Annotated in this window: 25 protein-coding genes; 10 read left to right on the top strand and 15 right to left on the bottom strand. The window is 66.1% G+C overall.

The genetic code is table 11. From position 1 onward, the window contains the following. Window positions 1-50 precede the first annotated feature (50 nt). The 3 genes from FQ775_RS06050 to FQ775_RS06040 are packed head-to-tail and all read right to left on the bottom strand — an operon-like array spanning window position 51 to window position 3,616. On the bottom strand, window positions 51-1,631 hold the full coding sequence (locus FQ775_RS06050) for an MCE family protein (RefSeq protein ID WP_146300569.1): 1,581 nt from the start codon (window positions 1,629-1,631) through the stop codon (window positions 51-53). A 3-nt stretch (window positions 1,632-1,634) separates the two neighbouring features. Beyond that, the gene (locus tag FQ775_RS06045) at window positions 1,635-2,444 is read right to left on the bottom strand and encodes an ABC transporter ATP-binding protein (RefSeq protein ID WP_146300570.1); all 810 of its coding nucleotides are present in this window, start codon (window positions 2,442-2,444) and stop codon (window positions 1,635-1,637) included. After that, window positions 2,441-3,616, bottom strand: coding sequence for an ABC transporter permease (locus FQ775_RS06040; RefSeq protein WP_146300571.1), 1,176 nt, complete (start codon window positions 3,614-3,616; stop codon window positions 2,441-2,443). Before FQ775_RS06040 ends, FQ775_RS06045 begins: the two co-directional genes overlap by 4 nt. Before the next feature lie 62 nt (window positions 3,617-3,678). Here FQ775_RS06040 and dgcA point away from each other — a divergent pair, with 62 nt between their 5' ends. After that, window positions 3,679-4,662 (top strand): N-acetyl-D-Glu racemase DgcA, encoded by a 984-nt coding sequence (dgcA, locus tag FQ775_RS06035; protein WP_146300572.1) that lies wholly within the window; start codon window positions 3,679-3,681, stop codon window positions 4,660-4,662. On the opposite strand, the gene FQ775_RS06030 is transcribed toward dgcA, so the two are convergent. Together FQ775_RS06030 and FQ775_RS06025 are read right to left on the bottom strand one after the other, a co-directional pair. Then, window positions 4,633-5,841 carry an MFS transporter gene (locus tag FQ775_RS06030; protein WP_146300573.1) on the bottom strand — a complete coding sequence of 403 codons (1,209 nt, stop codon included), beginning with the start codon at window positions 5,839-5,841 and terminating at the stop codon, window positions 4,633-4,635. The two genes, dgcA and FQ775_RS06030, sit on opposite strands and share 30 nt — an antisense overlap. 144 nt (window positions 5,842-5,985) lie before the next feature. Further along, window positions 5,986-6,825 carry a UDP-2,3-diacylglucosamine diphosphatase gene (locus tag FQ775_RS06025; protein WP_146300574.1) on the bottom strand — a complete coding sequence of 280 codons (840 nt, stop codon included), beginning with the start codon at window positions 6,823-6,825 and terminating at the stop codon, window positions 5,986-5,988. A 160-nt stretch (window positions 6,826-6,985) separates the two neighbouring features. Between FQ775_RS06025 and FQ775_RS06020 the strand changes: the two genes are divergently transcribed. The 3 genes from FQ775_RS06020 (at window position 6,986) to FQ775_RS06010 (ending at window position 11,099) form a co-directional block, all read left to right on the top strand. Continuing rightward, the gene (locus FQ775_RS06020) at window positions 6,986-7,765 is read left to right on the top strand and encodes an SDR family oxidoreductase (RefSeq protein ID WP_146300575.1); all 780 of its coding nucleotides are present in this window, start codon (window positions 6,986-6,988) and stop codon (window positions 7,763-7,765) included. Window positions 7,766-7,807: 42 nt separating this feature from the next. After that, on the top strand, window positions 7,808-8,650 hold the full coding sequence (locus FQ775_RS06015; protein ID WP_146300576.1) for a fumarylacetoacetate hydrolase family protein: 843 nt from the start codon (window positions 7,808-7,810) through the stop codon (window positions 8,648-8,650). Between the two features lie 118 nt (window positions 8,651-8,768). Next, the gene (locus tag FQ775_RS06010) at window positions 8,769-11,099 is read left to right on the top strand and encodes an NADP-dependent malic enzyme (protein WP_146300577.1); all 2,331 of its coding nucleotides are present in this window, start codon (window positions 8,769-8,771) and stop codon (window positions 11,097-11,099) included. A 22-nt stretch (window positions 11,100-11,121) separates the two neighbouring features. On the opposite strand, the gene FQ775_RS06005 is transcribed toward FQ775_RS06010, so the two are convergent. Further along, window positions 11,122-11,529: a DUF2000 family protein gene (locus FQ775_RS06005; RefSeq protein WP_146300578.1), complete on the bottom strand. Its 408-nt coding sequence runs from the start codon at window positions 11,527-11,529 to the stop codon at window positions 11,122-11,124. Between the two features lie 37 nt (window positions 11,530-11,566). Here FQ775_RS06005 and FQ775_RS06000 point away from each other — a divergent pair, with 37 nt between their 5' ends. Together FQ775_RS06000 and FQ775_RS05995 are read left to right on the top strand one after the other, a co-directional pair. Next, the gene (locus tag FQ775_RS06000) at window positions 11,567-12,436 is read left to right on the top strand and encodes an AraC family transcriptional regulator (RefSeq protein WP_146300579.1); all 870 of its coding nucleotides are present in this window, start codon (window positions 11,567-11,569) and stop codon (window positions 12,434-12,436) included. A gap of 133 nt (window positions 12,437-12,569) precedes the next feature. After that, entirely contained in the window at window positions 12,570-13,790 is a 1,221-nt protein-coding gene (locus tag FQ775_RS05995) for a DUF2865 domain-containing protein (RefSeq protein WP_167812780.1), read from the top strand. On the opposite strand, the gene gltX is transcribed toward FQ775_RS05995, so the two are convergent. From gltX to FQ775_RS05980, 3 genes are all read right to left on the bottom strand, one after another. Next, window positions 13,708-15,081 carry a glutamate--tRNA ligase gene (gltX, locus tag FQ775_RS05990; RefSeq protein ID WP_146300581.1) on the bottom strand — a complete coding sequence of 458 codons (1,374 nt, stop codon included), beginning with the start codon at window positions 15,079-15,081 and terminating at the stop codon, window positions 13,708-13,710. The two genes, FQ775_RS05995 and gltX, sit on opposite strands and share 83 nt — an antisense overlap. Next, complete coding sequence (locus FQ775_RS05985; protein ID WP_146300582.1) at window positions 15,078-16,322, bottom strand: MFS transporter; 1,245 nt, start codon at window positions 16,320-16,322, stop codon at window positions 15,078-15,080. The genes gltX and FQ775_RS05985 overlap by 4 nt, the downstream gene beginning before the upstream one ends. A gap of 148 nt (window positions 16,323-16,470) precedes the next feature. Then, window positions 16,471-18,228: a caspase family protein gene (locus FQ775_RS05980; RefSeq protein WP_146300583.1), complete on the bottom strand. Its 1,758-nt coding sequence runs from the start codon at window positions 18,226-18,228 to the stop codon at window positions 16,471-16,473. Window positions 18,229-18,373: 145 nt separating this feature from the next. On the opposite strand from FQ775_RS05980, the gene FQ775_RS05975 reads away from it, so the two are divergent. The 4 genes from FQ775_RS05975 (at window position 18,374) to FQ775_RS05960 (ending at window position 20,062) form a co-directional block, all read left to right on the top strand. Next, window positions 18,374-18,688 (top strand): ArsR/SmtB family transcription factor, encoded by a 315-nt coding sequence (locus FQ775_RS05975; protein ID WP_146300584.1) that lies wholly within the window; start codon window positions 18,374-18,376, stop codon window positions 18,686-18,688. 38 nt (window positions 18,689-18,726) lie between these two features. Continuing rightward, window positions 18,727-19,071, top strand: a complete 345-nt coding sequence (locus tag FQ775_RS05970) for an SRPBCC family protein (protein WP_246730280.1) — start codon at window positions 18,727-18,729, stop codon at window positions 19,069-19,071. Window positions 19,072-19,111: 40 nt separating this feature from the next. Next, window positions 19,112-19,735, top strand: coding sequence for an ATP-dependent Clp protease proteolytic subunit (locus FQ775_RS05965; RefSeq protein ID WP_146300586.1), 624 nt, complete (start codon window positions 19,112-19,114; stop codon window positions 19,733-19,735). Between the two features lie 72 nt (window positions 19,736-19,807). Next, window positions 19,808-20,062 carry a hypothetical protein gene (locus FQ775_RS05960; protein WP_146300587.1) on the top strand — a complete coding sequence of 85 codons (255 nt, stop codon included), beginning with the start codon at window positions 19,808-19,810 and terminating at the stop codon, window positions 20,060-20,062. Here FQ775_RS05960 and FQ775_RS05955 read toward each other — a convergent pair. From FQ775_RS05955 to FQ775_RS05930, 6 genes are all read right to left on the bottom strand, one after another. Then, complete coding sequence (locus tag FQ775_RS05955) at window positions 20,026-21,702, bottom strand: NAD+ synthase (RefSeq protein WP_146300588.1); 1,677 nt, start codon at window positions 21,700-21,702, stop codon at window positions 20,026-20,028. The two genes, FQ775_RS05960 and FQ775_RS05955, sit on opposite strands and share 37 nt — an antisense overlap. A gap of 155 nt (window positions 21,703-21,857) precedes the next feature. Then, complete coding sequence (locus tag FQ775_RS05950) at window positions 21,858-22,265, bottom strand: hypothetical protein (protein ID WP_146300589.1); 408 nt, start codon at window positions 22,263-22,265, stop codon at window positions 21,858-21,860. A gap of 170 nt (window positions 22,266-22,435) precedes the next feature. Continuing rightward, entirely contained in the window at window positions 22,436-23,149 is a 714-nt protein-coding gene (locus tag FQ775_RS05945; RefSeq protein ID WP_246730279.1) for a DNA-3-methyladenine glycosylase I, read from the bottom strand. A 124-nt stretch (window positions 23,150-23,273) separates the two neighbouring features. After that, window positions 23,274-23,858 (bottom strand): hemerythrin domain-containing protein, encoded by a 585-nt coding sequence (locus FQ775_RS05940; protein ID WP_146300590.1) that lies wholly within the window; start codon window positions 23,856-23,858, stop codon window positions 23,274-23,276. 81 nt (window positions 23,859-23,939) lie between these two features. Next, entirely contained in the window at window positions 23,940-24,737 is a 798-nt protein-coding gene (locus FQ775_RS05935; protein ID WP_146300591.1) for a DODA-type extradiol aromatic ring-opening family dioxygenase, read from the bottom strand. Window positions 24,738-24,827: 90 nt separating this feature from the next. Beyond that, a complete protein-coding gene (locus tag FQ775_RS05930) occupies window positions 24,828-25,247 on the bottom strand; it encodes a GFA family protein (RefSeq protein WP_146300592.1) in 420 nt (139 codons plus the stop codon). Window positions 25,248-25,298 lie beyond the last annotated feature (51 nt).

The raw sequence follows: 25,298 nt of genomic DNA, 5'->3' as shown, positions 1-25,298 counted from the left end.
GATGCCTCGCCCTCTCCGACTGAGTGTCTTGATGCGACAACAGCGCGATGTCAACGCCGCACGCGGCCATCATACTGGCGCACGGTGCCCTCGCCGCCGGACAGGATGCGCTGCGGATTGCGCTCCAGCGCGGTGATCGCCTGCTCGATGCGGTTGATGGAACGGCGGGTGTCGCGGATCAGCGCCTCGGCATCGCGCAGGCCCTGGCCGGAGAAGCGCGCCAGCCCGTCGGTGATGGTGCCGATGCGCGCGTTGAGTGTTTCGGCCACCTGGCGGAACGCCTTCACGGTCTCGCGCGCCTCGACCACCACGCTCTCGGTGTCCTCGGAGCCGAGAAGGCCGTCGACCTTGGCAAGCACACCGTCGACGCGCGTCGACGCCTGGTTGAGGCGCTCGGCCATCTCGCGCGCCTCGGTGATGATCTGGTCGATATCGTCGCCACGCTTGCCAAAGCGGTCGGCGAGCGCGGCAACGTCGGCCGCGGCCCGGCGCGCGTCCTCGGTGGCGCCCTCGATGTTGGCGAGCGCGGTCTTGACCCGCTCGGGGTCGACGCCATCGAGGATCTTGTCGACCCGGCCCAGCGTCTCGTTGGCACCGTCGCCGACCTTGCCGATCGCGGCGACGGCGTTGTCGATGCCGGCGCTGGCGTCGGTGGCGAGCCTGTCGATCGACGAGGCGGCCTTGTCGATACCGGCATTGGCGCTGCTGGCGACCCGGTCGATGGAGGCCACAGCGGTTTCGACGCCGCCCTTCACGTCGTCGATGACGGTATCGATCTTGGCGAGCGACTTGCCGGCGTCCTCGGATAGCGTGCGGATCGAGACCGAGGTGGCATCGATGTTCTTCATGATGCCGTCGATGTCGGCGCTCGCCGTCTCGAGCCGCTTGGTGAAGCTCTCGACATTGGCAACGATGGTGCCGACCTTGTCGCGATCGACCGAATTGATCAGTTCCTCGGCCGAGGCGAGCGTCGAATCGAGCCGGTCGGACACCTTGCTGACGTTCTCGGAGAGATCGCGAACGCTGGCCAGGAAGGCGTCGACGCCGTCGGCATTGCGGCTCAGCGCCGCCGAGAAGGTCTCGACGTTCTTGATCGTCTCGGTCAGCGGCGCGCGGGCGTCGGCAATGAAGCCTTCGATGGTCACGAGGGCGGATTCGACCCGCGTGAAGATGTCCTGCGCCGTCTGCAGGATGTTGGTGACGGCGGAGGGGTTGGCGGTGATGACGGCGATCTCGTCGTTTTGCGCCGCCTCCTCGAACAGGCTCGGCTCGTCGGCGGAACCGCCCCGCAGTTCCACCACCGCGCCGCCGGTCAGGCCGGCGGCCGCGATATCGGCGCGCGTGGAGCGCGTGATCGGCGCAATCGAGCGGTCGACGGTGGCGTCAGCGATGGCGATCGACGGGTCCTTCAAGTCGAGATAGACGCGGTCGACCGAGCCGATGCGCACGCCGTTGAAGAGCACCAGGCTGCCGCGGTCGAGCCCGGCTGCCGATCCCGGCACCCGGAAACGCAGGAACGCCGGATCGCCGATCTTGGAATACTGGTCGATCCAGTAGACGAAGCCGAAGCCTGCCAGCAGCGCAACCAGCGCGAAGATGCCGACCAGCACGTAGTTGGCGCGGGTTTCCATACGTCAGCTCCGGTTGCGGGGGATGGCGCGGGCGCGCTTGCCGTGGAAGTAGGACTGCACCCAGGGATGGTCGAAGGCCAGCAACTCATCGATCGTGCCGGCCACCAAAACACGCTTTTCCCCAAGGACCGCAACGCGGTCGCAGATGGAGTAGAGGCTGTCAAGGTCGTGGGTCACCATGTAGACGGTCAGTCCCATCGTGTCGCGCAGATTGGCGACGAGTTCATCGAATTCGGCCGCGCCGATCGGGTCGAGGCCGGAGGTCGGCTCGTCCAGGAAGACGATCTCCGGATCGAGCGCCAGGGCGCGGGCAAGGCCAGCACGCTTGATCATCCCACCCGACAATTGCGCCGGATATTTGTCGCCGGCCGAGCGCGGCAGGCCGACGAGTTCCAGTTTCAGCCGCGCAAGCTCGTCCATCAGCGGGCGCGGCAGGTCGAGATATTCGCGCATCGGGATCTGGATGTTCTCCTTCACTGTCAGCGAAGAAAACAGCGCGCCGTGCTGGAAGAGCACCCCGGTCTTGACGTCGATCTCGTTGCGCTCCTCGTCGGAGCGCGAAAACGCATCACGTCCGAACAGCTCGATGCGGCCGGACTGCATGGGATTGAGGCCGAGAATGGTGCGCATCAGCACCGACTTGCCGCTGCCCGAGGCGCCGACAAAACCGAGGATTTCGCCGCGCACCACTTCCAGACAAAGCTTGTCGAGCACGACGGTATCGCCGAACGCCACCGTGACGTCGATCGCCTCAAGCACGGCCTCGCGCACGCGCACGCCCTCCAGAGCCTGGTCCTGCACCGCGGCGGTCAATCGACCACTGCCGCGTAGAACATGGCGAAGAGGCCATCGGCGACGATGACGACAAAGATCGACTTCACCACCGCCGAGGTGACGTGGCGGCCGAGCGATTCGGTGCTGCCCTTGACCGCCATGCCTTCGACCGCGGCTATGATGCCGATGATCAGTCCCATGAACGGCGCCTTGATGACGCCGATCACCACGGTCGGCATGTCGACGAAGCCGCGCAAGCGGGTCAGGAAGGCAGCCGGCGTGATGTCGGAATAAAACCACGCCACGACGATGGCGCCGGCGAGCGAGGCGAACTCCGAGGCGATGGTCAAAAGCGGCATGCCGATCATCAGCGCGACCAGACGCGGAAAGACCAGGACGCCGATCGGGTTGAGGCCCATGACCTTGAGCGCGTCGACCTCCTCGCGCATCTTCATGGCGCCGATTTCCGCGGTGATCGCGCTGCCCGAACGGCCGGCGATCAGGATCGCGGTCAACAGCACGCCGAGTTCGCGCAGCACCAGCACCGAAACGAAGTCGATGACCAGCATCTCGGCGCCGAAATAGCGCAGCTGGTAGGCGGCCTGCTGGGCGATGATGGCGCCGATGATGACGCTGATCAACAGAATGACCGGCGCCGCCGACACGCAGACGCGATCGATCTGGTGGACGAAGGCGGCCATGCCGAGCACGCGGCCGCGCCCGACCTTCATCTGCGGGCCATGGAAGGTCGCGCCGAGGATGTTCATGGCCTGCAGGAAGTCCTGCCCGGCCTCGCTGACGGCGCGTCCGAGCAGCTCGAGCGGCCGCAACAGCCGGAAACCGCCACCCTGACGGCCCGCCTCCTCGTCGGGACGCGTCGCCGGCTCGACCTCGCCCAGAAGCGACGCGATCGGGGCCGGGACATGGTTCATGTCGACCGTGGCTCCCCGCGCCTCGACTGCCGTCACAAGCCGCTGGATCAACCATGCGCCGCCGGTGTCGAGGCGGCCGATCCCCGAAAGGTCGATCTCGACCGTCCGCACGCCGCCATCGGCCTCGATCAGGCGCAGATCGGCATCCACGGGCGCGACCGTGCGCGTCAGCCAGTCGCCGGACAACGCGAGGACCGCCCGCGAGCCCTCGCGGCGAAGGTCGAAACGCGCGACAGGCGCGTCTTCCGTGGTTGCATCGGCGGGGGCTTTCGTGATCATGGGCGGAACTTATCCGCTCGCCCGCACCCTGTCACGCGCGCCCGCATGCAAGGAGAATTGCCATGGCCCGGTCCTGCCGCATCGCCGCGGAGCGCTTCCCGATCGCCGGCTCGTTCACGATCTCGCGCGGCACCAAGACCGAGGCCGAGGTCGTTACCTGCACGATCATGGAGGCCGGTCATCGCGGCCATGGCGAATGCGTGCCCTACCCTCGCTACGAGGAGAGCGTCGAAAGCGTGCGCGCCAGCCTCGAAGAGATCGCCGACGCCATCGAAAAGGGCATGACGCGCGACGAACTGCAGTCGGCCATGCCGGCAGGCGCGGCGCGCAACGCGGTCGACTGCGCGTTGTGGGATCTGGAGGCCAAGATGGCGAGCCAGCGCGCCCACCACGCCGCCTGCCGCATGCTGCCACGCCCGGTGGTGACCGCCTACACGATCTCGCTCGGCACGCCGGAGGAGATGGCGGCGCAGGCGCGCGCCGCCTCGCACCGGCCGCTGCTCAAGGTCAAGGTCGGCTCCTCCGACGATTATGCGCGCATCCACGCGGTGGCCAGCGTGGCGCCCAACAGCCGCATCATCCTGGATGCCAATGAGGGCTGGACCGAGGACAACATCCGCCAGAACCTCTTGGCTGCGGCGCAGTTTCACGTCGCCCTGGTCGAGCAGCCGCTGCCGGCCGGCAAGGACGCGATCCTGCGCGACATCCCGCATCCGGTGCCGATCTGCGCCGACGAGAGCGTTCACACGGCCGACAGCCTCGACGAACTCGAAGGGCTCTACGACGCCGTCAACATCAAGCTCGACAAGACGGGCGGCCTGACCGAGGCGCTGAACTTGCGCGACCAGGCCCGCAAGCGCGGTTTCGGCGTCATGGTCGGCTGCATGGTCGGCACCTCGCTGGCGATGGCGCCGGCGGTGCTTCTGGCGCAGGAGGCCGATTTCGTCGACCTCGACGGGCCGTTGCTTCTGGCGCGGGACCGCTCGCCCGGCCTCACCTATGCCGGCTCGCTGGTGTCACCGCCGGAGCCCGCGCTCTGGGGCTGAGCGCCAGGCCAGCAGCGCGCAGAGGATGGCAACCGCAGCGGCAGCCGCCATGAAAAGGAAGCCATCGACTGCAAAGGCGTCGTAGAGCGGCCCCGAAAGCAGGGTGATCATCGCCAGGCCGGCGCCGCTGATGAAGGCGGCAGACCCTTGCGCGGAGCCCATGCGCTCCTCGGGCACGACCTCAGCGATCATCTTCTGCAGACCGAGCATGGTGAGCCCGACCGAAAAGGCATGCAGGGTCTGGATGGCGAAGAAACCGGCAAGGCCGAGACCCGTCGGCCAGATGAAGGGCATCGCCAGCCAGCGCAGCACCGCGATGGTGGCCGCGATCGTCAAAACCAGAGGCGCCGACAGGCTGCCGAACACCGGCCGGAAGGCCGCAAACAGCATCACCTCGGCGATGACCGACCACCCCCAGAGCAGGCCGACCATCTCCGCGCCGATGCCGAGCGACTTCCAGTAGATCGAGGCGAAGGCATAGAGCAGGCCGTGGCTCGCCGTGACCAGCCCGCAACCGGCGGCGATGAAAAGGAAATACGGATTGGAAAGCACCCTGCCCGCACCCGGAAGCTCGCTCGCCGAAAGCTGCGAGGGCCGGCGCGGGCGACCGAGCCGCGGCGCGACAATTGCCGCAGCGACGACCAGAACCATGCCGGCGGCGAGAAGCCAGATCACGGCATCGGCGGCGACCCTGGCGAGGATGAAACCGCCGCCGAGATTGGCCAGCAAGAACGAGATCGACCCCCAGACGCGCATGCGCGCATAGTCCGAGCCGAAACGGCGCACCCCGGAGGTGGCGAGCGAGTCGGCCAATGTCGAGGTCGGCGACCAGACGATGGCGAGCACGATCGAGACAGCGAGGATCGCGGCCGCGCCAGCCGTCAGGAAATAGCCCAAAACCACGCAGAGCGAGGCTATGCCGAGGCCGATCATGACGTGGATGCGGTCGTGTGCCCGGTCGGCCAGCGTCGAGACGATCGGGATCGCCGCCACACGTACGAACATCGGAGCTGACAGGATCAGCGCGATTTCCGGCGCGCTCAGCGCCTGCGCTTCCAGCCAGAGCGGGAAATAGGGCAGATGGATGCCCATCGGCACGAAGATCGCCGCGAACAGCACACCCATGCGCAGTTCGAAATGCGCAGGCCGGTCGGAGACGGGATCGGGTGTGGAAGCCATGAAGCCCGGATTTCGCGTTGCGCCCGGCCACGCCGGTGCCGGCCACGGCGTTAGCACGAAGGCCGGCAGCGCAGAAACGACGTGTGGGATCAACCGTTCGGCCACAGGCGGCCAAGCGTGAGGCCAGCCAAGCGCGGGAGGGCTTCAGGCGGCTTCGACGGATTTGCGACCCTGGAAGGCGACAACCTTGTCGGCAAGCGCGTCTTCTTCGGAGACGGTGTCGGCGGTCGGCTGGCTGACCTGTGTCCAGGTGATGAGTTCGAAGGAGCCGTCGTTGTTTTCAGCGACGGCCGTGCAGCTTTCTACCCAGTCGCCGGTGTTGATGTAGCGGATGTCGCCCATCTCCTCGATGGTGGCGTGGTGGATGTGGCCGCAAACCACGCCGTCGACGCCGGCGCGCCGCGCCTCCTGGGTGACGACCTCCTGGAAGGCGCTGATGAAATTGACCGCCTGCTTGACCCGTATTTTGGCCCAGGACGAGAACGACCAGTAGGGCATGCCGAACATGCGCCTGAACAGGCCGATGGCACGATTGGCGACGATGGCGACATCGTAGGCCTTGTCGCCGAGATAGGCGAGCCAGCGCACGTTGTGGACGATGGTGTCGAACTGGTCGCCGTGGATGACGAGGTAGCGGCGGCCGTCGGCGGCCTCGTGCACGATGCGGTCGGCCACGACGATGCCGCCGAAATGCACGCCCTGGAAGCCGCGCAGGAACTCGTCGTGATTGCCGGCGACATAGTAGATGCGGGTGCCCTTGCGCGCCTTGCGCAGCAGCTTCTGGACGACATCGTTGTGGGCCTGCGGCCAGTGCCAGGAGCGGCGCAGGCGCCAGCCATCGACGATGTCGCCGACGAGATAGATCGTCTCGGCATCGTGGAAACGCAGGAAATCGATCAGGAATTCGGCCTTCGCCGGCTTCGAGCCAAGATGAATGTCGGACAGGAAGAGGGTCCGGAACGTGCGGATCGGTTCACCGTCCATGGATCGCGCCCAAGCCGTTTGTTTGCCGGCCTCCCAAGACACGATTCATGTCACAGGGATATGACGGCGCCGCGCCGGCACGGCGCCACGCGGGAGTTTCCACACGCCGCGACAGGCACTATCGTGCCGCCTCGGAATCACAGCGAGGAAGGCAAGCGGCATGGATCTTGGGCTGAAGGGCAAGAAGGCGATCGTGTGCGCATCGAGCCGGGGACTGGGCCGCGGATGTGCGCTGGCGCTGGCCGATGCGGGCTGCGACCTGGTGCTCAACGGTCGTGACGCGGAGAAGCTCGCCGCCGCGGCGAAGGATATACGCGAGGGCTTCGGCGTGTCCGTCACCGAAGTCGCCGGCGATGTCTCGGATCCGGCGGTCCAGAAAAAGCTGCTCGACGCCTGTCCGGCGCCCGACATCCTCGTCAACAACAATGGCGGTCCGCCGCTGCGCGATTTCCGCGAACTCGACCGCGAAGCGCTGCTTGCCGGCGTGACACAGAACATGGTGACGCCGATCGAACTGATCAAAGCGGTCATCGACGGCATGGCCGAGCGCGGTTTCGGCCGCATCGTCAACATCACCTCGCTGTCGGTCTACCAGCCGATCCCCGGTCTCGACCTCTCGTCCGGCGCGCGTGCGGGCCTGACAGCGTTCCTTGCCGGCGTCGCGCGCACGGTCGCTCACCGCAACGTCACCATCAACAGTGTGCTGCCGGGCAAGTTCGACACCGACCGCATCCGCGGCACGCTCGCCTTCGGCGCCGAGAAGGCCGGCATCAGCGTCGAGGAGCAGGAAAAGAAGATCGCGGCCGACATCCCGGCCAGGAGGCTGGGCAGCGCCGAGGAATTCGGCAAGGCCTGTGCCTTCCTCTGCTCGGCGCATTCCGGCTATATCACCGGCCAGAACCTGATCCTCGACGGCGGGCTCTATCCGAGCGCGTTCTAGTCATTTCAGCAAATTTGTAGATAAGGTGGGAGGACCAAGCCTTTGAAACTGGTACGTTTTGGACCCAAGGGCGCAGAGCGCCCGGGCATCATCGACACCGACGGAACAATCCGCGACATGTCCGGCATCGTGGCCGACTATGGCCCCGAGACGATCGGCCCCGACCTGATCGCCAAGCTCTCTGCGGCCGACCTGACCCACCGCCCGGCCGCACCCGAGGGGTCGCGTATCGGCGCCCCGGTCAGCCGTATCGGCCATTTCATCGCGATCGGCCTCAACTATGCCGACCACGCCGCCGAGACCGGCGCGGCGATCCCGAAAGAACCGATCGTGTTTTCCAAGGCGCCGAGCTGCCTGTCCGGACCGGACGACGACGTTCTGGTGCCCAGGGGATCGCGAAAACTCGACTGGGAGGTCGAGCTCGCCGTGGTGATCGGCGAGCGCTGCGACTATGTCGGCAAGGACGAGGCGCTGTCGAAGGTCTTCGGCTACGCGCTCTGCAACGACGTTTCGGAGCGCGAATACCAGGCCGAGCGCGGCGGCCAGTGGATCAAGGGCAAGAGCGCGCCGACCTTCGGGCCGCTGGGCCCGTGGCTGGTTACCGCCGACGAGGTGTCCGACCCGCAGAAGCTGTCGATGTTTCTCGACGTCAACGGCGAACGACGCCAGACCGGCAGCACCGAGACCATGATCTTCTCGGTCGCCGAGGTGATTTCGTACCTGTCGGAATTCATGGTGCTGGAGCCCGGCGACGTGATCACGACGGGAACGCCGCCCGGCGTCGGCCTTGGCATGAAGCCGCCGATGTTCCTCAAGGCGGGCGACACGATGCGCCTCGGCATCGAGGGCCTCGGCGAACAGAATCAGAAAGTGGTGGCGCGCTGAGGCGCGCGGCACCGGCGCGGCATGGGCCGCCACCACGCGGGCAAGGTTCCGGACAATCGTCACGCCGGCGCCCGCCTCGGCGTGCTAGCCTGTGGCGGCAGGCAACGGACATGACCACATGACCAGGAAACAGGACAAACCGGCGCGCAGCGAGTTCGACGAGGCCGCCCTCTTCTTCCACCGCTACCCGGCGCCGGGCAAGCTCGAGATCCAGGCCACAAAGCCGCTGGGCAACCAGCGCGACCTGGCGCTGGCCTATTCGCCCGGCGTGGCCGTGCCCTGCCTGGCCATCCACGACAACCCGGCAAGTGCCGCCGACTATACCGCACGCGGCAATCTGGTCGGCGTGGTCTCGAACGGCTCGGCGGTGCTCGGCCTCGGCAACATCGGCCCGCTCGCCTCCAAGCCGGTGATGGAAGGCAAGGCGGTGCTGTTCAAGAAGTTCGCCGGCATCGACGTCTTCGACATCGAGATCGACGCGCCGGAGATCGAGCGCATGGTGGAGACCATAGCCGCGCTAGAGCCGACCTTCGGCGGCATCAACCTAGAAGACATCAAGGCGCCGGAATGCTTCGAGGTCGAGGAGCAACTGAAAAAACGCATGGCGATCCCGGTCTTCCATGACGACCAGCATGGCACCGCGATCATCGTCGCCGCCGCCGTGGTCAACGGGCTCGAACTGGCCGGCAAGGACATCTCGACGGTCAAGATCGTCACCTCGGGCGCCGGCGCGGCGGCTCTCGCCTGCCTCAACCTGCTGGTCGCGCTGGGGGCGAGCCGCGACAACATCTGGATCACCGACCGCTTCGGCGTCGCCTGGAAGGGCCGGGTCGAGGAGATGGACCGGTGGAAGGAACCCTATGTCAAGGACACAGAGGCGCGCACTCTGGCCGAGGTGATCGGCGGCGCCGACGTCTTCCTCGGCCTGTCGGCGGCCGGCGTCCTGAAGCCGGAACTGCTGGCCGGGATGGCCGAAAAACCGCTGATCCTGGCGCTCGCCAACCCGGTGCCGGAGATCATGCCCGAGGTGGCGCGCGAGGCGCGGCCGGATGCCATGATCTGCACCGGCCGGTCGGATTTTCCCAACCAGGTCAACAACGTCCTGTGCTTCCCCTACATCTTCCGTGGCGCGCTCGACGTCGGCGCGACCGCCATCAACGAGGAGATGAAGATGGCGGCGGTGAAGGCGATCGCCGCCCTTGCGCGCGAGGAACCGTCGGACGTCGCGGCGCGCGCCTATTCCGGCGAGACGCCGACCTTCGGGCCTGACTTCCTGATCCCCTCGCCCTTCGACCCGAGGCTGATCCTCAGGATCGCGCCGGCGGTTGCCAAGGCGGCCTGCGAGACCGGCGTGGCGGCGCGGCCGATCACCGACATGGACGCCTATCTCGACCGGCTGAACCGTTTCGTCTTCCGCTCCGGCCTGGTGATGAAGCCGGTCTTCTCGGCGGCGAGCCGGGCGGCTGCGAAGCGGGTGATCTATGCCGACGGCGAGGACGAGCGCGTCCTGCGTGCCGCGCAGGTGGTTCTGGAGGAAGGCATTGCCGAGCCGATCCTGATCGGTCGTCCCAACGTCATCGACGTGCGGCTGCGCCGCTACGGGCTGAGGATACGCCCGGGCGCCGATTTCCAGCTCATCAATCCCGAGGACGACCCGCGCTACCGCGACTATGTCGACCTCCTGATCCGGCTCGGCGGCCGCCGCGGTGTCACCCAGGAGGCGGCACGCACGATGGTGCGCACCAACACGACGGTGATCGCCGCGCTGGCGCTGGTGCGCGGCGAGGCCGACGCGATGATCTGCGGGCTTGAAGGCCGCTTCGAGCGGCATCTGAGGAATGTCGGACTGATCGTCGGCCACAAGCCCGGCGTGCGCGACCTGTCGGCCCTGTCGATGCTGATCATGCAGCGCGGCGTCACCTTCTTCACCGACACCTATGTTACCGTCGACCCGACGGCGGAGGAGATCGCCGAGATGACGGTGCTCGCCGCCGACGAGATCCGGCGCTTCGGCATCGAACCCAAGGCGGCCCTGCTGTCGCTGTCGAACTTCGGCTCACGCGACACGGCCAGCACGCTCAAGATGCGCAAGGCGGCGAGCCTTCTCGCCGAAATCGCGCCGCAGCTTGAAGCCGACGGCGAGATGCATGGCGATTCGGCGCTGTCGGAGTTGCTGCGGCAGCGCGTCTACCCGCATTCCAGGCTGAAGGGCGAGGCCAATCTGCTGGTCTTCCCCGACCTCGATGCCGCCAATATCGCGCTCACCACGATCAAGCAGTTCACCGATGCGCTGCATGTCGGGCCGATCCTGCTCGGCGCGGCGCGGCCGGCGCACATCCTGACCCCGTCGGTGACCTCGCGCGGCGTGGTAAACATGACCGCGCTGTCGGTCGTCGAGGCCTCCCACGCGGCCGACGCGGCAATGCCGGCCGGCGCGATCGGGACTTAGGACGGGCCGCACTCCCCCGCGCTCAAGGATGCATGCGCGCGCCCTTGGTGACCTTGTCGACGGTCTTCTTATCCTCCCTCAGCGCGATGCCGACGGCGGCGTCGTCATCCGCTCCGAAGCGCGCAAAGGCCTCACGATTGGCCGCGTCATGACCGGTTGAGAACATGGCCTCGACATAGAGCGAAACCGTGAGGCCGCGCGCCAGTGCCCGTTTGTGGATGGCAGTGAGAGTTGCCGCGCCGGCGGCGAGCACGATCACCGGCTGCACCGAAAGCGGGTTGTAGAAATGGCCGTCCCTGTCCCGGTAGGGCTCGCCGATCATGCCCGGCTCCTGCGCAACGATGCCGCTCATCAGGAAAGCGGTGACGTTGAGCGCCTGCCAGGAAGCGAGATCGTCGCGCAGCACGATGGCGGTCTTGGTGTCGAACATGGTTTCTAATGCCTCGCGATTCACATAGGTTTGCCCGATGAACCGCGATCCTGCAGGCGAGGCGCTGGCCGGTCTTGAACGTTCTTGCGAACGGCCCGGAAGGGACCGCATCGTCGCCGGCACCTCCGCTCCCGGCATCGAACGCATCGAGGCGCATTTCGCCGGCAAGGCGTTTGCGCCGCACCGGCACGATACCTATGCGATCGGGGTGACGCTGTCGGGCGTGCAGACCTTCCGCTATCGCGGCGAACAGCGCTACAGCCGCCCCGGGCAGGTTCTGGTGCTGCATCCGGACGAACTGCACGACGGCGGCGCGGCAACGGCGGCCGGGCTGCGCTATCGCATGCTTTACCTGGAACCGTCGCTGCTGCGCGCCTGCCTCGACGGGAGCGCCCTGCCCTTCGTGCCGTCGCCGGTGCTTGGCGACGCCCCATTGCGCGACGCCCTGCTCGATCTTCTCGACGGGCTCGACACGCAGCCGGAACACCTGCGCGTCGACGATTGCCTGGCCCGCATCGCCCATGGTCTCGGGCGCCACGCCGAGCAGCGGCCGGCATCGGGGGCCGTAGCCGTCCGTCAGGCGGCACTGGCACGCGACTATCTGGAAACGCATGCCACGCGCTGCGTCGGCTCGGCCGAACTCGAACGCGTCAGCGGGCTCGACCGATATCAGCTGTCGCGGCATTTTCGCACGCTCTACGCCACCAGCCCGCATCGCTTTCACGTCATGCGCAGGCTGCAGCGGGCCCGCGCCCTGATGATGGCGGGCGAACCGCTGGCGGCCGCCGCGGCCGCCAGCGGGTTTGCCGACCAGGCCCATTTCACCCGCCATTTCAAGAAGGCCTACGGGATGGCGCCGGGACGATGGCGCTCGCTTGCCACGCCGCCGGCCCAACACGTCGCGTAGTGGCGCCAAGCCAACGCGGGACGAGGGGCCAACATTCCCCGGCCGGCGAACATGCTAAAGAGAGACTTAACCCGACCGGCCTATGGTCAGCAGCGGCGGGCCAGGCGGCGGTCCGCTTGACGGAGACGTGGCGATGGCATGGAGATGGCTGCGAACGGCGCATCTGGCGGCAATGCTTGCCGCCATGCTGGCTGTTCCGGCCGCGATTGACCCTGCCGATGCTTCCTCGCGGCTTTGTCGCGACCTCGAAGCCCGCCTCGCCAGCCTTGGCCGCACGCGCTCGGTCGCCTCGCCGCAGGCGCGCCGCTACGAAAAGGCGATCCGCGACCAGAAGAGCCAGATCGCCAAGGCCGAGCGCCAGAAGCGCCGCGCCGGCTGTTCAGGATCCCTGTTCGGCCGCAGTTCCGGCAATGCCTGCCAGTCGATCGAAAACACGCTGGACCGCATGCATTCCAACCTTGCCTCTCTCGAACGCAAGCATGCGCAGCTCGGCGGCGGCAGGTCGGGCGGTGACGGCGGCGAAAAGGCGCGGTTGCTGGCCTCGATCAGGGCCAATGACTGCCGCGCCAGCGCTGTCGCGGCGCGCGACGAGCCCAACAGCCGCAATCTTTTCGACGAGCTTTTCGGGCGTCGCGAAGAGCAGCAGCGCCAGGAGGAGGAAGCCAAGCGGCGCTTTCCGCTCAGCGAGGACAATCGCCGCCGTGTGGTGATCAACCGGCGCGGGCCGATCGAGATCCTGCCAAACGTGACCGGCTCATTCCGGACGCTCTGCGTCAGGACCTGCGACGGCTATTTCTTCCCGGTCTCGTTTTCGACGTCGGCGCGCGACCTCGATCGCGACGAGGCGGCCTGCAAGGCGATGTGCCCCGGGACCGAGGTCGAACTTTATCTGCACCGGGTGCCCGAGGAGGAAAGCGAGCAGATGGTGTCGCTGGCCGGCGTTCCGTATACGGAACTGCCTTCGGCCTTCCTCTATCGCGATCCGAATTTCTCGCGCCCGCAGAATTGCGGCTGCAACGCCGAGCGCGGCTTTTCCATCATCGCCGGCGAGACCGGCCGGCCCGACGAAGGCGCGCCGGAAACGGTTGAACCGATCCTGCCCGTTCCCGTAGCCCGGCCTGACCCGGCCAGTGACCCCGAAACGCTGGCAAACCGCGCCGGCGGCCTCGACCGCGAGATGGTGGAGACCCTGCTGGCACCGCCGCTCCGTGCCGACGAAACCCCTGTCGCCGCGGACGAAGGAGCCGAAGAAGATGACGGAGACCGCAAGGTCAGGGTCGTCGGGCCAGTGTTTCTTCCCGACCCAGAAGGGGCAATAGATCTGACAGCTCCGGCCCGGACTCAAGCCCAGTAAGGGCGAGCCTGAGCGGCCGGAACAGCGCCTTGCCCTTGCGGTCGGTCTTGTCCTTCACGGCCCTGGTCCAGGCCTTCCAGGTTTCGCCGTTCCACGGCTCTTCCGGCAAGAGATCGAAGGCCTCGTCGAGGAAGGCGCGGTCGGCGTCCGAAAAGTCGATGCCGGGCCGCGTGCCTTGCGACACCACGCGCCACCACACCGCGGCATCGGCCAGCCGGTCGAGATTGCCGCGCACCGCAAGCCAGAATTCTTCCGCCTGCGGGCCACCGATACCGAAGGCGACCAGCCGGTCGCGCACCTTTTCGAACGGCATGTTCTGCAGGATCGTGCGGTTGAGCAGCACGAGGTCGGCGGGGTCGAACCTGGCGGCAGAGCGCGAGGCCGCGGACGGCTCGAATTTCTGCGCCAGTTCTTCCAGCGACGACACGGCGGTGATCGCCTCCGAGCTGCCGGTGAGAACGGCGAGCGAGGCGACCGACATGGGCTCGATGCCGTCGTCGCGCAGGCTGGCGATCGACAGCGCGCCGCTGCGCTTGGAAAGCCCCTCGCCGGTGGCCGACGTCAGCAGATTGTGGTGGCCGAAGACCGGCGGTTCCGCAGCCAGAGCCTTGAACAGCGCGATCTGCACGCCGGTATTGGTGATGTGGTCGTCGCCACGAATGACATGGGTGACCCCCATCTCGATGTCGTCGACCACCGAAGGCAGCGTGTAGAGGTAGCTGCCGTCCTCGCGTACCAGCACCGGATCGGACAGCGACGCGAGATCGACGGTCTCCTCGCCGCGCACCAGGTCGGTCCACGAGATGTCGGTGCGCTGCGTCTCGCTCGGGTCGCCGGCGTGGTTGGGCAAAAGGAAACGCCAGTGCGGCTTGCGGCCCTCTGCCTCCAGCGACGCCCGCTCATCGGCGCTCAGAGCCAGCGCCTCGCGGCCATAAACCGGCGGCAGCTTGCGCGACAGGCGGATCTTGCGCTTGAGCTCCAGTTCGTCCGGGGTCTCGTAGCAAGGGTAGAGCAGCCCGGCCGCCTTCAGCTTCTCCACCGCGGCGTCGTAATGCGCAAAACGCTTCGACTGGTAGTCCACATGGTCGGGGAAGATGCCCAGCCAGTGCAGGTCGTAGAGAATGCGGTCGGCATATTCCTGCTTCGAGCGCTCGCGGTCGGTATCGTCGAAGCGCTGGATGAAGCGGCCGCCGCTCTTGCGGGCGAAAAGCCAGTTGAAGAGCGCAGTGCGGGCGTTGCCGATATGGATGTTGCCGGTGGGCGAAGGCGCGAAACGGACTGTGACGTTCATCCGCGCGGGGTAGCCGAAAGGTCCGGGGCTGACAAGGCGCGCCCCCTCACCCTGGCGGCCACATAGGCCATCAAAAATGATGTCAGAAGGCAATAGAAGCCCATCGCGATGATCTGAGCCGGGTAGGCAACCCCCCTGTCGATCAGGAAGCCGGTCAGCCCCGGCCCCATCGCGGTTGCGAACACCATGATCGCCACCGTCAGGGCGCGGATCGAGCCGAGATGCTTGAGCCCGTAGACTTCCGGCCACAAGGCGCCGAACAGCGTCGACGAAATGCCGTAGGAGACGCCGAGCAGGCCCATGAACGCGAAAGCGCTCCACTGGCCCTCGAAGCTGCCGAGCGTCAGGCAGGCAGCGCCCAGCGGCACCAGGAAGCCGGGCAGCAAGGCGACAGCCGAGAAGCGGTCGACCAACTGGCCGGAAACAAGCGCGAAGGTGACCGTCATCGCCGCCATGAAGGTGAAGGAGGTGGCGAAGACCTCAAGCGACCAGCCACGCAGCTCGACCAGATAAACCTGATGGAAGAAGATGGTGGTACCGATGAAGCCCGGCGCCATGACGCCCATCAAGAGCAGGTAGAAGACCGGATCGCGCAGCACCTGGGCGCGGGTCCAGTCCGGGGCGTCGACCTTGCGCGCGGCCGGGTCGGAGGCACGCGGCGCGCGCTCGGTCGCGATCAGCGTGGTGATCGCCGGCAGCGCGACGACGGCCAGCACCGCGGCGGCAACCAGCCACGAGCCGCGCCAGCCCGTCAGACCCGCGACCAGCACGAAGGCGAGCGGAAACAGCGCTTCGCCGACATTGTGGCCAAGCGTGACGACCGAGACGGCGCGCCCGCGCTGGGCGGAAAACCAGCGCGCCATCGCGGTGAAGGCGTTGTGGGTCATCATGCCCTGGCCGAACAGGCGCAGCATGTAGATGGTCACGACGAGGATGGTGATGTGCGACGACACCGCCATCATCACCGCGGCAAGCGCCAGCATCGGAATGATGATGAGCGCGACCTTCTGCGCCGAATAGCGATCGACGATCTGGCCGAATTTCGGCAGCGTGAGCGCGCTTGCCAGCGTGGCGATCATGTAAAGCGTGCCGAAGCCGCCATGGCTCAAGCCGTATTCCTCGCGGATATTGCCGGCGGAAAGCGAGATGAAGAAAGTCTGGCCGAAGGACGAAAAGAAGGTCAGCAGGAAACCGCCAGCAAGCCAGCGGGCGTTTTCGCGCAGGAAGATGAAAAATGCCATGAAGGCCGGCGCCTCGCCGTGACTGGAGAGCGCAGGGTGTCAGGCCTGCCGGCCGCTCCGCGCAGGCGCTTCATAACAAAGTTCGCCCTGCGTTACACCGCTCACGGCCGCTGGCCCAATCATTCCCGCCGGGCCGGGGCCAGGCGGCTCAGCGCGTCTGCTGGCTTTCGGCCGGCCAGTCACGCGCAGCGATCTCCTCGATCCGCGCCGTGAGGTCGGCCGGGAGTTCGAACAGCGCCAGTTCGCCGGTCGTCTCTCTTACGTCGGGCAGAAACTGCGGCGTTTGCTCGAACTGCCGCCACCCAAAGACGTCGAGAGAAATCTTCGCGTAGAGCTCGCGCTGCGAAACGAAGCCGTCGTGGTTGAAATCCGCGCTCCCTTCGAGCCCGTCGGCAAAGGCATGGCTCACGATCCCGTGCCAGCGGCCGCCGATCTTTCGTTCGGCCGCAGACTGATCTTCAGCGCTGGCGCCAATGAAAGAGATGTTCGCGAATTCGCGGTCCAGCAGCCCGCCACCATAGCAGCCGTCGATGACGAGGACGACGTTGACGTTCTTTTCCGCCGCCATCTCCATCCACTCGGTGAGCGTGTCGTCGGAGATGATTATCGGATCCGAAATACCGATACGCTTGACGAAGTCAGCGTCGTAGGGAACGTCGGCAAGCATCAGAAACTCGTCGCGTCCGTCGGCTTCCTTGCCATTCTGATTCTCGAGCCAGTAGCTCGATCCGGCATAGTGGAACACGATCGTGTCCCCCGGCTCGGCCTCGCGCACGAGGCTGCGCCAGGCATAGGCGATGAAGGCACTGCGGGCATCGCGGTTGAAGATGCGCACGACCTCGTTGGCGCCGAGCACTTCGAGCGCCCGCGCGACGCGCTCGCCATCGTTGACGGCACCGCGCAACTGTTGCTCGCCGCCATACTCGTCAATGCCGATAACCATGCCGAAGAGTCGCGGCTGCGGAGGCTTGAAATAATACTGGCCGACGATCTGGTCGTAGTAGGCGGGCGCCTGGTCGTGGGCGACCGAAGCGGCGAGCGTGCGAACCTCGACCTGGGTGCGCTTGGCGACCTCGACGATCGGCAGCCCCGGCGTCTGCAGGATCGGCATGAACTTGCGCGTGAAGACCGAGTTCGGGTTGGGATCGCCAGCCTGAAGCTTGTCGAGTGCCGTCTGGCCCGTGCCGGCCGAATAGATCACGAAGGCGCCGTCGGTCGGCACCATCCGGGTGAGCCCGCCGATCGCCTTGCCGCTGCGTACCCCCTCGCGCACGAAGGGATCATTGCGGCAGGCGTCGAGCACCATCAGCGCCAGCCGCGCGCCGCGGTTCATGATGTTGGCGGCGATCTCGGCCGCGTCGAAGGCCTTGCGCGGCAGCCGGTTGCGTTCCAGCTCGCCGAGTTTGGGCACGTCAACCGGCAGCAAATAGTTGACACCGTTGTCGGCGACGCCATGGCCGGCGAAGAAGAAGAAGGTGATGTCGCCCGGCTGCAGCGTCTCGTAGAAGCCGAAGAGCGCGTCGTCCATGGCATCGATGTCGGCGTCCGAGACCATGGTGACGTCGAAGCCGAGGCCACCGAGCACATCGGCGATCGTCCGGGCGTCGCTGACCGCCTTTTCCAGCGGGTCGAGCTCCGAATAGGCATTGTTGCCGACGACAAGCGCCATGCGCCGCGCGCTGCCCGAAGCCTGGTCGGCGCCGATCGCCGGCACGGACTGCAACTCCTTGACCACAGCCATGAGGCGGGCCGTTTCGGCAGCCTCCGCCGCCTTCTTGGCGGCTTCTTGTGCCTTGATATCGTCGCCGCTCTTCAACTTTGCCGCGGCCTGCGCGGTTTGCGGCGCTGCCGCCAGACCGACGAGCACAACGCCCAGCAATGCAAAGACGAATCGGGATAACCTCATCTCGCCGCCTCACCAACAACCCAAGCCACCATGCATTCTAAGGCGGCTTGTGGAAAAGTTAAGGCGTTGCCGCGGGCTGCAAGGCGCTGGCCGACCCGCAAGGCCGGCCTTGCGCAACAGATAAGTCTATGCTTATCTTTTATCCATGAACGAGACCGAGATCTTCCGGGCGCTTGCCGACCCGACCCGCCGCGCCGTGTTCGAACGGCTGGCGCAGGGCGAGATGAACGCGACCGAGCTGCGCCAAGGCATCGCTATCTCGCAGCCGGCGATCTCGCAGCACCTTGCCGTGCTGCGTAAGGCCGGACTGGTGCGCGAGCGCAAGGTCGGGCGCCACGTCAACTATTCGGCCGAGCCGGACGGCATCTTGCCGCTGTTCGACTGGATCGAGCGCTATCGGGCGTTCTGGCCGCAAAGGCTCGACCGCCTGAAGGCGCTGCTGAAGGAGATGGACCACTGACGCAGGGCGGCCCGGAAGCGCGAGACGAGGACGAAGTGGTGGTCGAGGACATCCTCGCATCGCCGCCGCAGACCGTGTGGCGCGCGCTGACCGTGCCCGAACTGGCGGCAGACTGGCTCGGCGCGACGCCGGACGATGCCTCGGCGGACCATCGAGACGGCAGTGAGCCCGGCTTTGCGATCGAGGAAAGCGCGCCGGACGAAGGCCGGGTCGTCTATCGCTGGCGCGACGGCGCGGGAGCGGCTGCGAGCGTCTCCCGCGTCACCGTGGAGATCGCTCCGGCCGGCGACGGTGCCACCTGGTTTCGTCTTACCCACGAGGCGCCGGCCCGCGCACCGCGTGCCGCCAACATGAACGGCCCGCCGCTCGCCTCCGCGGCCTGACGGTCCTCCACCTATTCCCACAGCCGACAGGAGATCGCCGATGCGCGACACGATGCAACTCGTCCCCATGGTCGTCGAGCAGACGGCGCGCGGCGAGCGTTCCTTCGACATCTTCTCGCGCCTGCTGCGCGAGCGCATAGTTTTCCTCAACGGCATGGTCGACGACAATTCGGCCGCACTGATCACGGCGCAGATGCTGTTTCTGGAAGCCGAGAACCCGACAAAGCCGATCCATTTCTACATCAACTCGCCCGGCGGCGTGGTGACCAGCGGGTTTTCGATCTACGACACGATGCAGTTCATCAAGCCGCCGGTGGCCACCCTCTGCCTCGGCACCGCACGTTCCATGGGTTCCTTCCTGCTGATGGCCGGCGAAGCCGGCATGCGCTTCGCGTTGCCCAATGCCTCGATCCTGCTGCACCAGCCTTCGGGCGGGTTTCAGGGCCAGGCTTCCGACATCGAGCGCCACGCACGTGACATCATCAAGGTCAAGCAGCGCATCAACGGGCTCTACGCCAAACATTGCGGCCGAACGCTCGAAGAGGTCGAGACGACGCTCGACCGCGACCACTTCATGACCGCGCAGGAGGCACGCGACTGGGGCATCGTCGATCATGTGCGACACAGCCGCGACGCGACGGAGGGCGGCGAGGCGCCGGGTTGATGCACGGACAGAAACCCGCGGCGGTCGTCGAACGCTCGCCGACGTGCTAGAATGCGGCAGGGGAGAAGGTTTGTGAAACAGCCGAGCTTCGAGCGTTTCTACCTGCAGAACGTCGCGCTTGGCGAGGGCTGCGGCTGCGCCGAGCATGTCACCCGCATCCGCGAACTCGATGCGCTCGGCGAAACGATCCGCCGCCAGCGTTCCTTGCCGCTGGCAGCGCCGGTCGGCCTTTTGGCAAGGCTGCGTCGCCTTGCCGGAATGATCGTAGTTCGCCCGTCGCGACGCGCCGCTCAGTCGCGGTCGCGGAAGCGGTTGGTGATCGGGTAGCGCCGGTCGCGGCCGAAATTCTTCTTCGTGATCTTCACGCCGGGGGCGGCCTGGCGGCGCTTGTATTCGGCGACATAGAGCAGGTGCTCGACCTTGTGCACTGTCTCGCGGTCATGTCCGCGCGCCACGATCGCGTCGACGCCCATCTCGTTTTCGACCAGACATTCGAGGATGTCGTCGAGCACCGGATAGGGCGGCAGTGAGTCCTGGTCGGTCTGGTCAGGCCGAAGCTCGGCCGAGGGCGCCTTGTCGATGATGTTTTGCGGGATCACCTCGCCGGTCGGACCGAAAGCGCCGGGCGGCACCTGGGCGTTGCGCCAGCGTGACAGCGCATAGACCTGCATCTTGTAGAGGTCCTTGATCGGATTGAAACCGCCATTCATGTCGCCGTAGAGCGTGGCGTAGCCGACCGACATTTCCGACTTGTTGCCGGTGGTGATCACCATCGAGCCGAACTTGTTGGAGACCGCCATCAGGATGGTGCCGCGTGCGCGGCTTTGCAGGTTTTCCTCCGTGATGCCTTGCTGCGTGCCTTCGAAAAGCTGCGTCAGAGCATGCGAAAAACCTTCGACCGGCTCGAAGATCGGCACGATGTCGTAGCGGCAGCCGAGCGCGCGGGCGCAATCCTCGGCGTCCTTCAGCGAGTCCTTCGAGGTGTAGGTGTAGGGCATCATGATCGCCCTCACCCTTTCCTCGCCGAGCGCGTCGACGGCCAAGGCCGCGCAGATCGCCGAATCGATGCCGCCGGAAAGGCCCAGAACCACGTTCTTGAAGCCATTCTTGTTGACGTAGTCGCGCAGGCCCAGCATGCAGGCGCGGTAGTCGGCCTCCTCTGGGTCGGGAATCTGCGACATCGGGCCGGTGTCGCAGACCCAACCGTCGCCATCGCGCTTCCAGGTCGAAACCGACACCGCCTCCTCGAACTGGCTCATCTGGAAAGCGAGCGACTTGTCGGCGCCGATGGCGAAGGAAGCGCCGTCGAAGACGAGCTCATCCTGGCCGCCGAGCTGGTTGGCGTAGAGGATCGGCAGGCCGCTCTCGATCACCTGGCGGATCACGACCTGATGGCGGACGTCGACCTTGCCGCGGTAATAGGGCGAGCCGTTCGGCACCAGCAGGATCTCGGCGCCGGATTCGGCCAGCGTCTCGCAGACGCCGAGATCGCCCCAGATGTCCTCGCAGACCGGGATGCCGAGCCGCACGCCGCGAAAATTCACCGGACCCGGCATATGCGGGGCGGCGACGAAGACGCGCTTTTCGTCGAACTCGCCGTAATTGGGCAGGTCGATCTTGTAGCGCTCGCCGATGACCTGGCCGCCGTCGGCGATGATCACGGCGTTGTGGAGGCCGGATTCGCGCCTGAGCGGCGTTCCCAGGATGATGCCGGGCCCGCCATCGGCGGTGTCGGCGGCAAGGTCGCGCGCCGCCTTCTCGCAAGCCTCGACGAAGGCCGGCTTCAGGACCAGGTCTTCCGGGGGGTAACCAGCTATGAAAAGCTCGGTGAAAAGCACCAGTTCGGCGCCGTGGCGCGCGGCATCGGCGCGCGCTGCCCGCGCCTTTTCGAGGTTGCCGGCGATGTCGCCGACGGTCGGGTTCAGCTGCGCGGTGGCGATGCGGAGAATGGACGGCGGCGTTGTCATGCATCGCCTCTAGCGCGCGCACCGGCGGCTGGCAACCGGATGCGCGCCGAGGGCGTGGCCGGCGGGCGTGAGGGCGCAGCGGCCAAGCAGCGAAAGCGAGGCGGGCTAGGACAAGGTTCCAGCCGAGCCCAATCTCAGATCGGGGCGGAGAACCGTTACTCCGCCGGCGACAGCTTCGCCCTGCCCGAGCTTGGCACGGCGGGCGCGTACACGACCACCGCGAAGACAAGCACTGCCACGAGTGCGGCAATCGAAGTGATCGGCAGCAACGGTTCGACAGCTTGATAGCCGAGATAGAACAGATAGAGAGCCGGTATCATGATCGCTATCGAAACCGTGTATATCCAGAAATGAATGCCGGCCAATCTTGTTTCTGCTTTGGCTGGATTGAGCGCGTAATAACCGCCGAATACAGCACTTGTTACCCAGCCTAGAAGATTGCTGTGCGCATGCGCACCGATGACATTGTGATTACCCGAGATAGCCATCTGCAATCCCATCAATATGCCCAACAGCAAGAACACGACGGCGAATTTGAAGAACATGGTTGCGATGCGAGGCATTGTCCACACTCCCGATGGCGTTCTTTACTTGTATCACGCCTTTCAGCCTGCCGCCATACGGCTCCACAAGGCAAGGCTCGGGGCGCCCACCGGAAGGGCAGCGACAGATCAGCGAAAAAACGAACGAACCGCGCGGGGCAGGCTTGGGTCGCGGGAGCGTATGGCCTGTGTCACTCGCCCATATAGTCGCGAAGCGATTCAGCGGAGTGGTTCTCGCCGATCGACATGGCGAGGATGCGCGACAGATGCAGGTATGGCAGGCCGGTTTCGGCTTTCCAGCTGTTGAGCTGGGCCTGGATGGCGGCGAGGTCCTTTTTCGAGGTCGGGCTCTCGGCGATGTCGAGCCCGGCGTCGCGCAGGGCGGCGGCAAAGTCGCGCGAGACGATGAAACCGTCCCAGCCGATCCAGCGCAGGAAATATTGCCCGGTATTGCCGCCAAGCCGGCTGCCATTCTTGCCGAGCCACGCCATCAGGCCGACCTGGTTGTCGGCAGGCCATTCAGCCAGATATCTGCCGAAGCCGCCATGTTCGCTCGAGATTCGGTCGACAAAGATGGCGTTCTCACGCACCGACTTGATCTTCTGGGGATTGCGCACGATGCGCTTGTCGCCGGCGAGGTCGTGCCAGAACTCGTCCGGCTGGAACAGGAGCCGCTTCGGGTCGAAACCGAGGAAGGCTTCCTCGAAGCCCGGCCATTTCTGCTCGATCACGCTCCACACGAAGCCGGCCGAAAACACCCGGTTGGCCATGGTCGACAGGATACGGTCGTCGCCGAGCCTTGCGACCATGGCATTGTCGGCCACGGGCGGCAGCAAGGTGGCAAGTGCGTCCTCCCCGCCCTTGCGGCTGGCGGCACGCTTGCGGATCGCTGCGAATGACATCATGACCGGCCCTCCCCTGGCGCGTTGCAGCCGCGAAGCGGGCTTGCGAGCGCAGGCGATTATGGGCGGCAGCCTATATTTCAGGCAAGCGTCGGTTCGCCCCCGGGTGCCTCACTCATGACAGGCCTCAGACAGGAAGGCCGGTGTCGCCACGGTCGAGGATCAGCGGGATGATCAGATCCTCCTCGTCGTCGAGATGGCGGGCAAGCATCGCCACCAGGCGGGCATTGGCCTCGGCATAGGCGTCGGCGGCAAAACGCTGCCGGTCCGCGCTCTCCTCAAGCGCACGCAGGAAACCATTGGCGGCCTCGGCATTGAGTTCAAGCGCCTCGTGGATGGCGTGATGGTCGCTGTCGAGAATGTCGAAGCCGCGCTTGAGGCGCGGTTCGGCGCGGGCAAAGGCCGGGAAATAATGCTGATCCTCGACGTTGTGATGCCCGTCGAGGTGACCGAGGAAGAAATTGAGCCGCGGCGCGAACCATTGCGCGAAGTCGGGCGCCGTCATGCGGCCTTCGCGATATTCGCCGATGCCGTTGGTCAAGAGCCCGCCCAGTTCGCGGAACATGTCGTGGCGCTGCAGCCAGAACTGCGCCATGCCGCCGATGTTGTCATGCGCGGCCCAGTCCGAGCGCGGGTATTTATCGACCAGATAGCGAAGGTCGTCGGGAAGCCCCGCTCGGGTCAGTAGATCGGCCTCGTTGCGGTCGTTCATGGCACGGTCCGGGATCTGGTGCTGATGATGCGCGGGCTCCGCCCGTTCAGGTCAAGTGGCAGGCGATGGGATTCCAGCCGCTTAACCGAAGAGATAGGCATCAAAGGCGAAGAAGCCAAACTGGCGCGACGCATGTACCCGCTCGCCCTTCGCGTTTGCTCCCGCCGCGCCAAGTGCGAAGAAGATCGGCATCAGATGCTCGTCGCTCGGGTGGTTCTCGCGCACGAACGGTGCGGCGCGCTTCCAGTTGAGCAAGGTCTCGATGTCGCCGGCAGCAAGATGTTGCGCGAACCAGTCGGTGAAGGCCGCGACCATTCCTGCCATGGCCGGATCCGGCGCCATGCCGCCGCGCATGGCCGAAAACACCGCGCGCAGATTGTGCGTGATGTGGCCGGAGCCGATGACGAGGATGTCCTCCTCGCGCAATCCGGCCAGCGCCCGGCCGACGGCGAAATGCCAGCGCGCATCGCGGTCCGGGTCGATCGACACCTGGAGCACCGGGATATCCGCCTGCGGATAGGCGAGAAGCAAGGGCGTCCAGGTGCCGTGATCATAGCCGCGCTGCGTAATGCGCGACGGTTCCAGCCCGGCTGCGTCAAGCCGTTCGAAGACCCGTTCGGCCATCTCGGGGGCACCCGGCGCCGGGTAGACCATCTGGTAAAGCTCGGGCGCGAAGCCGCCGAAATCGTAGATCATGTCCGGGTTCGGGTCGGTCACCACCGAGACGCCGCCGGTCTCGAAATGCGCCGATGCGATCACGATCGCCTTTGGGCGCGGGAGCAATCCGGAGAGCCCCTTCAGGAAATCGCGCGCCTCGCTATCGTCGGTGACGATGTTCGGGCCGCCATGCGAAAGAAAAAGTGTCGGAAGCGTTGTCATGCCACCGATATACGCGCTCGAAGAGACAATTTCAGTCGCCAGCAGGCAGACTCTTCGTTCACCAACTGGCGACGATCAACCGAACATCGTTCAGTCACCCGCGACCTTCACCGAGGCCATGGAGCGCGCGTGTTGCGGCAAGCCATCCCCGATGTCGTAATAATCTGCCTTGTCGGCGACGAAGATATGGGCCTCGGCCTTGAGGCGCCCCGGGGCGTCGAAGGCGCCGGCCATGACGGAGATATCCGCAGCACCGCCGCGTTTCCAGAACAGCGCCGATCCGCACATCCGGCAGAAGCCACGCTCGGCCATGTCGGAGGAACGGTACCAGGTGAGATGGCACGCGCCCGCGACCTGGAGCCGATCGGTGGTAACGTTGGTGGCCGCGAAAATATGCCCCGACTGGCGGCGACACTGGCCGCAATGGCAGAAGATGACACCGCGCAGCGGCCCGCGAGCGCGAAACCGCACCGCGCCGCAAAGACAGCCGCCGGAATGGATATCGTCCATGCTCGCCTCCTCATGCGAGCGTAAGCGCGGCATGCGATCGACCAAAGCGCA

It is taken from the genome of Nitratireductor mangrovi, from assembly GCF_007922615.2.
Taxonomy (GTDB): domain Bacteria; phylum Pseudomonadota; class Alphaproteobacteria; order Rhizobiales; family Rhizobiaceae; genus Mangrovimarina; species Mangrovimarina mangrovi.
This window is presented reverse-complemented; position numbering and strand designations above follow the sequence as displayed.

Bases quoted from the DNA above. Each gene is read 5' to 3' on its own strand.
- FQ775_RS06050 (WP_146300569.1), bottom strand. From the start codon at position 1,631: ATGGAAACCCGCGCCAACTACGTGCTGGTCGGCATCTTCGCGCTGGTT.
- FQ775_RS06040 (WP_146300571.1), bottom strand. From the start codon at position 3,616: ATGATCACGAAAGCCCCCGCCGATGCAACCACGGAAGACGCGCCTGTC.
- dgcA (WP_146300572.1), top strand. From the start codon at position 3,679: ATGGCCCGGTCCTGCCGCATCGCCGCGGAGCGCTTCCCGATCGCCGGC.
- FQ775_RS06030 (WP_146300573.1), bottom strand. From the start codon at position 5,841: ATGGCTTCCACACCCGATCCCGTCTCCGACCGGCCTGCGCATTTCGAA.
- FQ775_RS06025 (WP_146300574.1), bottom strand. From the start codon at position 6,825: ATGGACGGTGAACCGATCCGCACGTTCCGGACCCTCTTCCTGTCCGAC.
- FQ775_RS06020 (WP_146300575.1), top strand. From the start codon at position 6,986: ATGGATCTTGGGCTGAAGGGCAAGAAGGCGATCGTGTGCGCATCGAGC.
- FQ775_RS06010 (WP_146300577.1), top strand. From the start codon at position 8,769: ATGACCAGGAAACAGGACAAACCGGCGCGCAGCGAGTTCGACGAGGCC.
- FQ775_RS06005 (WP_146300578.1), bottom strand. From the start codon at position 11,529: ATGTTCGACACCAAGACCGCCATCGTGCTGCGCGACGATCTCGCTTCC.
- FQ775_RS06000 (WP_146300579.1), top strand. From the start codon at position 11,567: ATGAACCGCGATCCTGCAGGCGAGGCGCTGGCCGGTCTTGAACGTTCT.
- FQ775_RS05995 (WP_167812780.1), top strand. From the start codon at position 12,570: ATGGCATGGAGATGGCTGCGAACGGCGCATCTGGCGGCAATGCTTGCC.
- gltX (WP_146300581.1), bottom strand. From the start codon at position 15,081: ATGAACGTCACAGTCCGTTTCGCGCCTTCGCCCACCGGCAACATCCAT.
- FQ775_RS05985 (WP_146300582.1), bottom strand. From the start codon at position 16,322: ATGGCATTTTTCATCTTCCTGCGCGAAAACGCCCGCTGGCTTGCTGGC.
- FQ775_RS05980 (WP_146300583.1), bottom strand. From the start codon at position 18,228: ATGAGGTTATCCCGATTCGTCTTTGCATTGCTGGGCGTTGTGCTCGTC.
- FQ775_RS05975 (WP_146300584.1), top strand. From the start codon at position 18,374: ATGAACGAGACCGAGATCTTCCGGGCGCTTGCCGACCCGACCCGCCGC.
- FQ775_RS05965 (WP_146300586.1), top strand. From the start codon at position 19,112: ATGCGCGACACGATGCAACTCGTCCCCATGGTCGTCGAGCAGACGGCG.
- FQ775_RS05955 (WP_146300588.1), bottom strand. From the start codon at position 21,702: ATGACAACGCCGCCGTCCATTCTCCGCATCGCCACCGCGCAGCTGAAC.
- FQ775_RS05950 (WP_146300589.1), bottom strand. From the start codon at position 22,265: ATGCCTCGCATCGCAACCATGTTCTTCAAATTCGCCGTCGTGTTCTTG.
- FQ775_RS05945 (WP_246730279.1), bottom strand. From the start codon at position 23,149: ATGATGTCATTCGCAGCGATCCGCAAGCGTGCCGCCAGCCGCAAGGGC.
- FQ775_RS05940 (WP_146300590.1), bottom strand. From the start codon at position 23,858: ATGAACGACCGCAACGAGGCCGATCTACTGACCCGAGCGGGGCTTCCC.
- FQ775_RS05935 (WP_146300591.1), bottom strand. From the start codon at position 24,737: ATGACAACGCTTCCGACACTTTTTCTTTCGCATGGCGGCCCGAACATC.
- FQ775_RS05930 (WP_146300592.1), bottom strand. From the start codon at position 25,247: ATGGACGATATCCATTCCGGCGGCTGTCTTTGCGGCGCGGTGCGGTTT.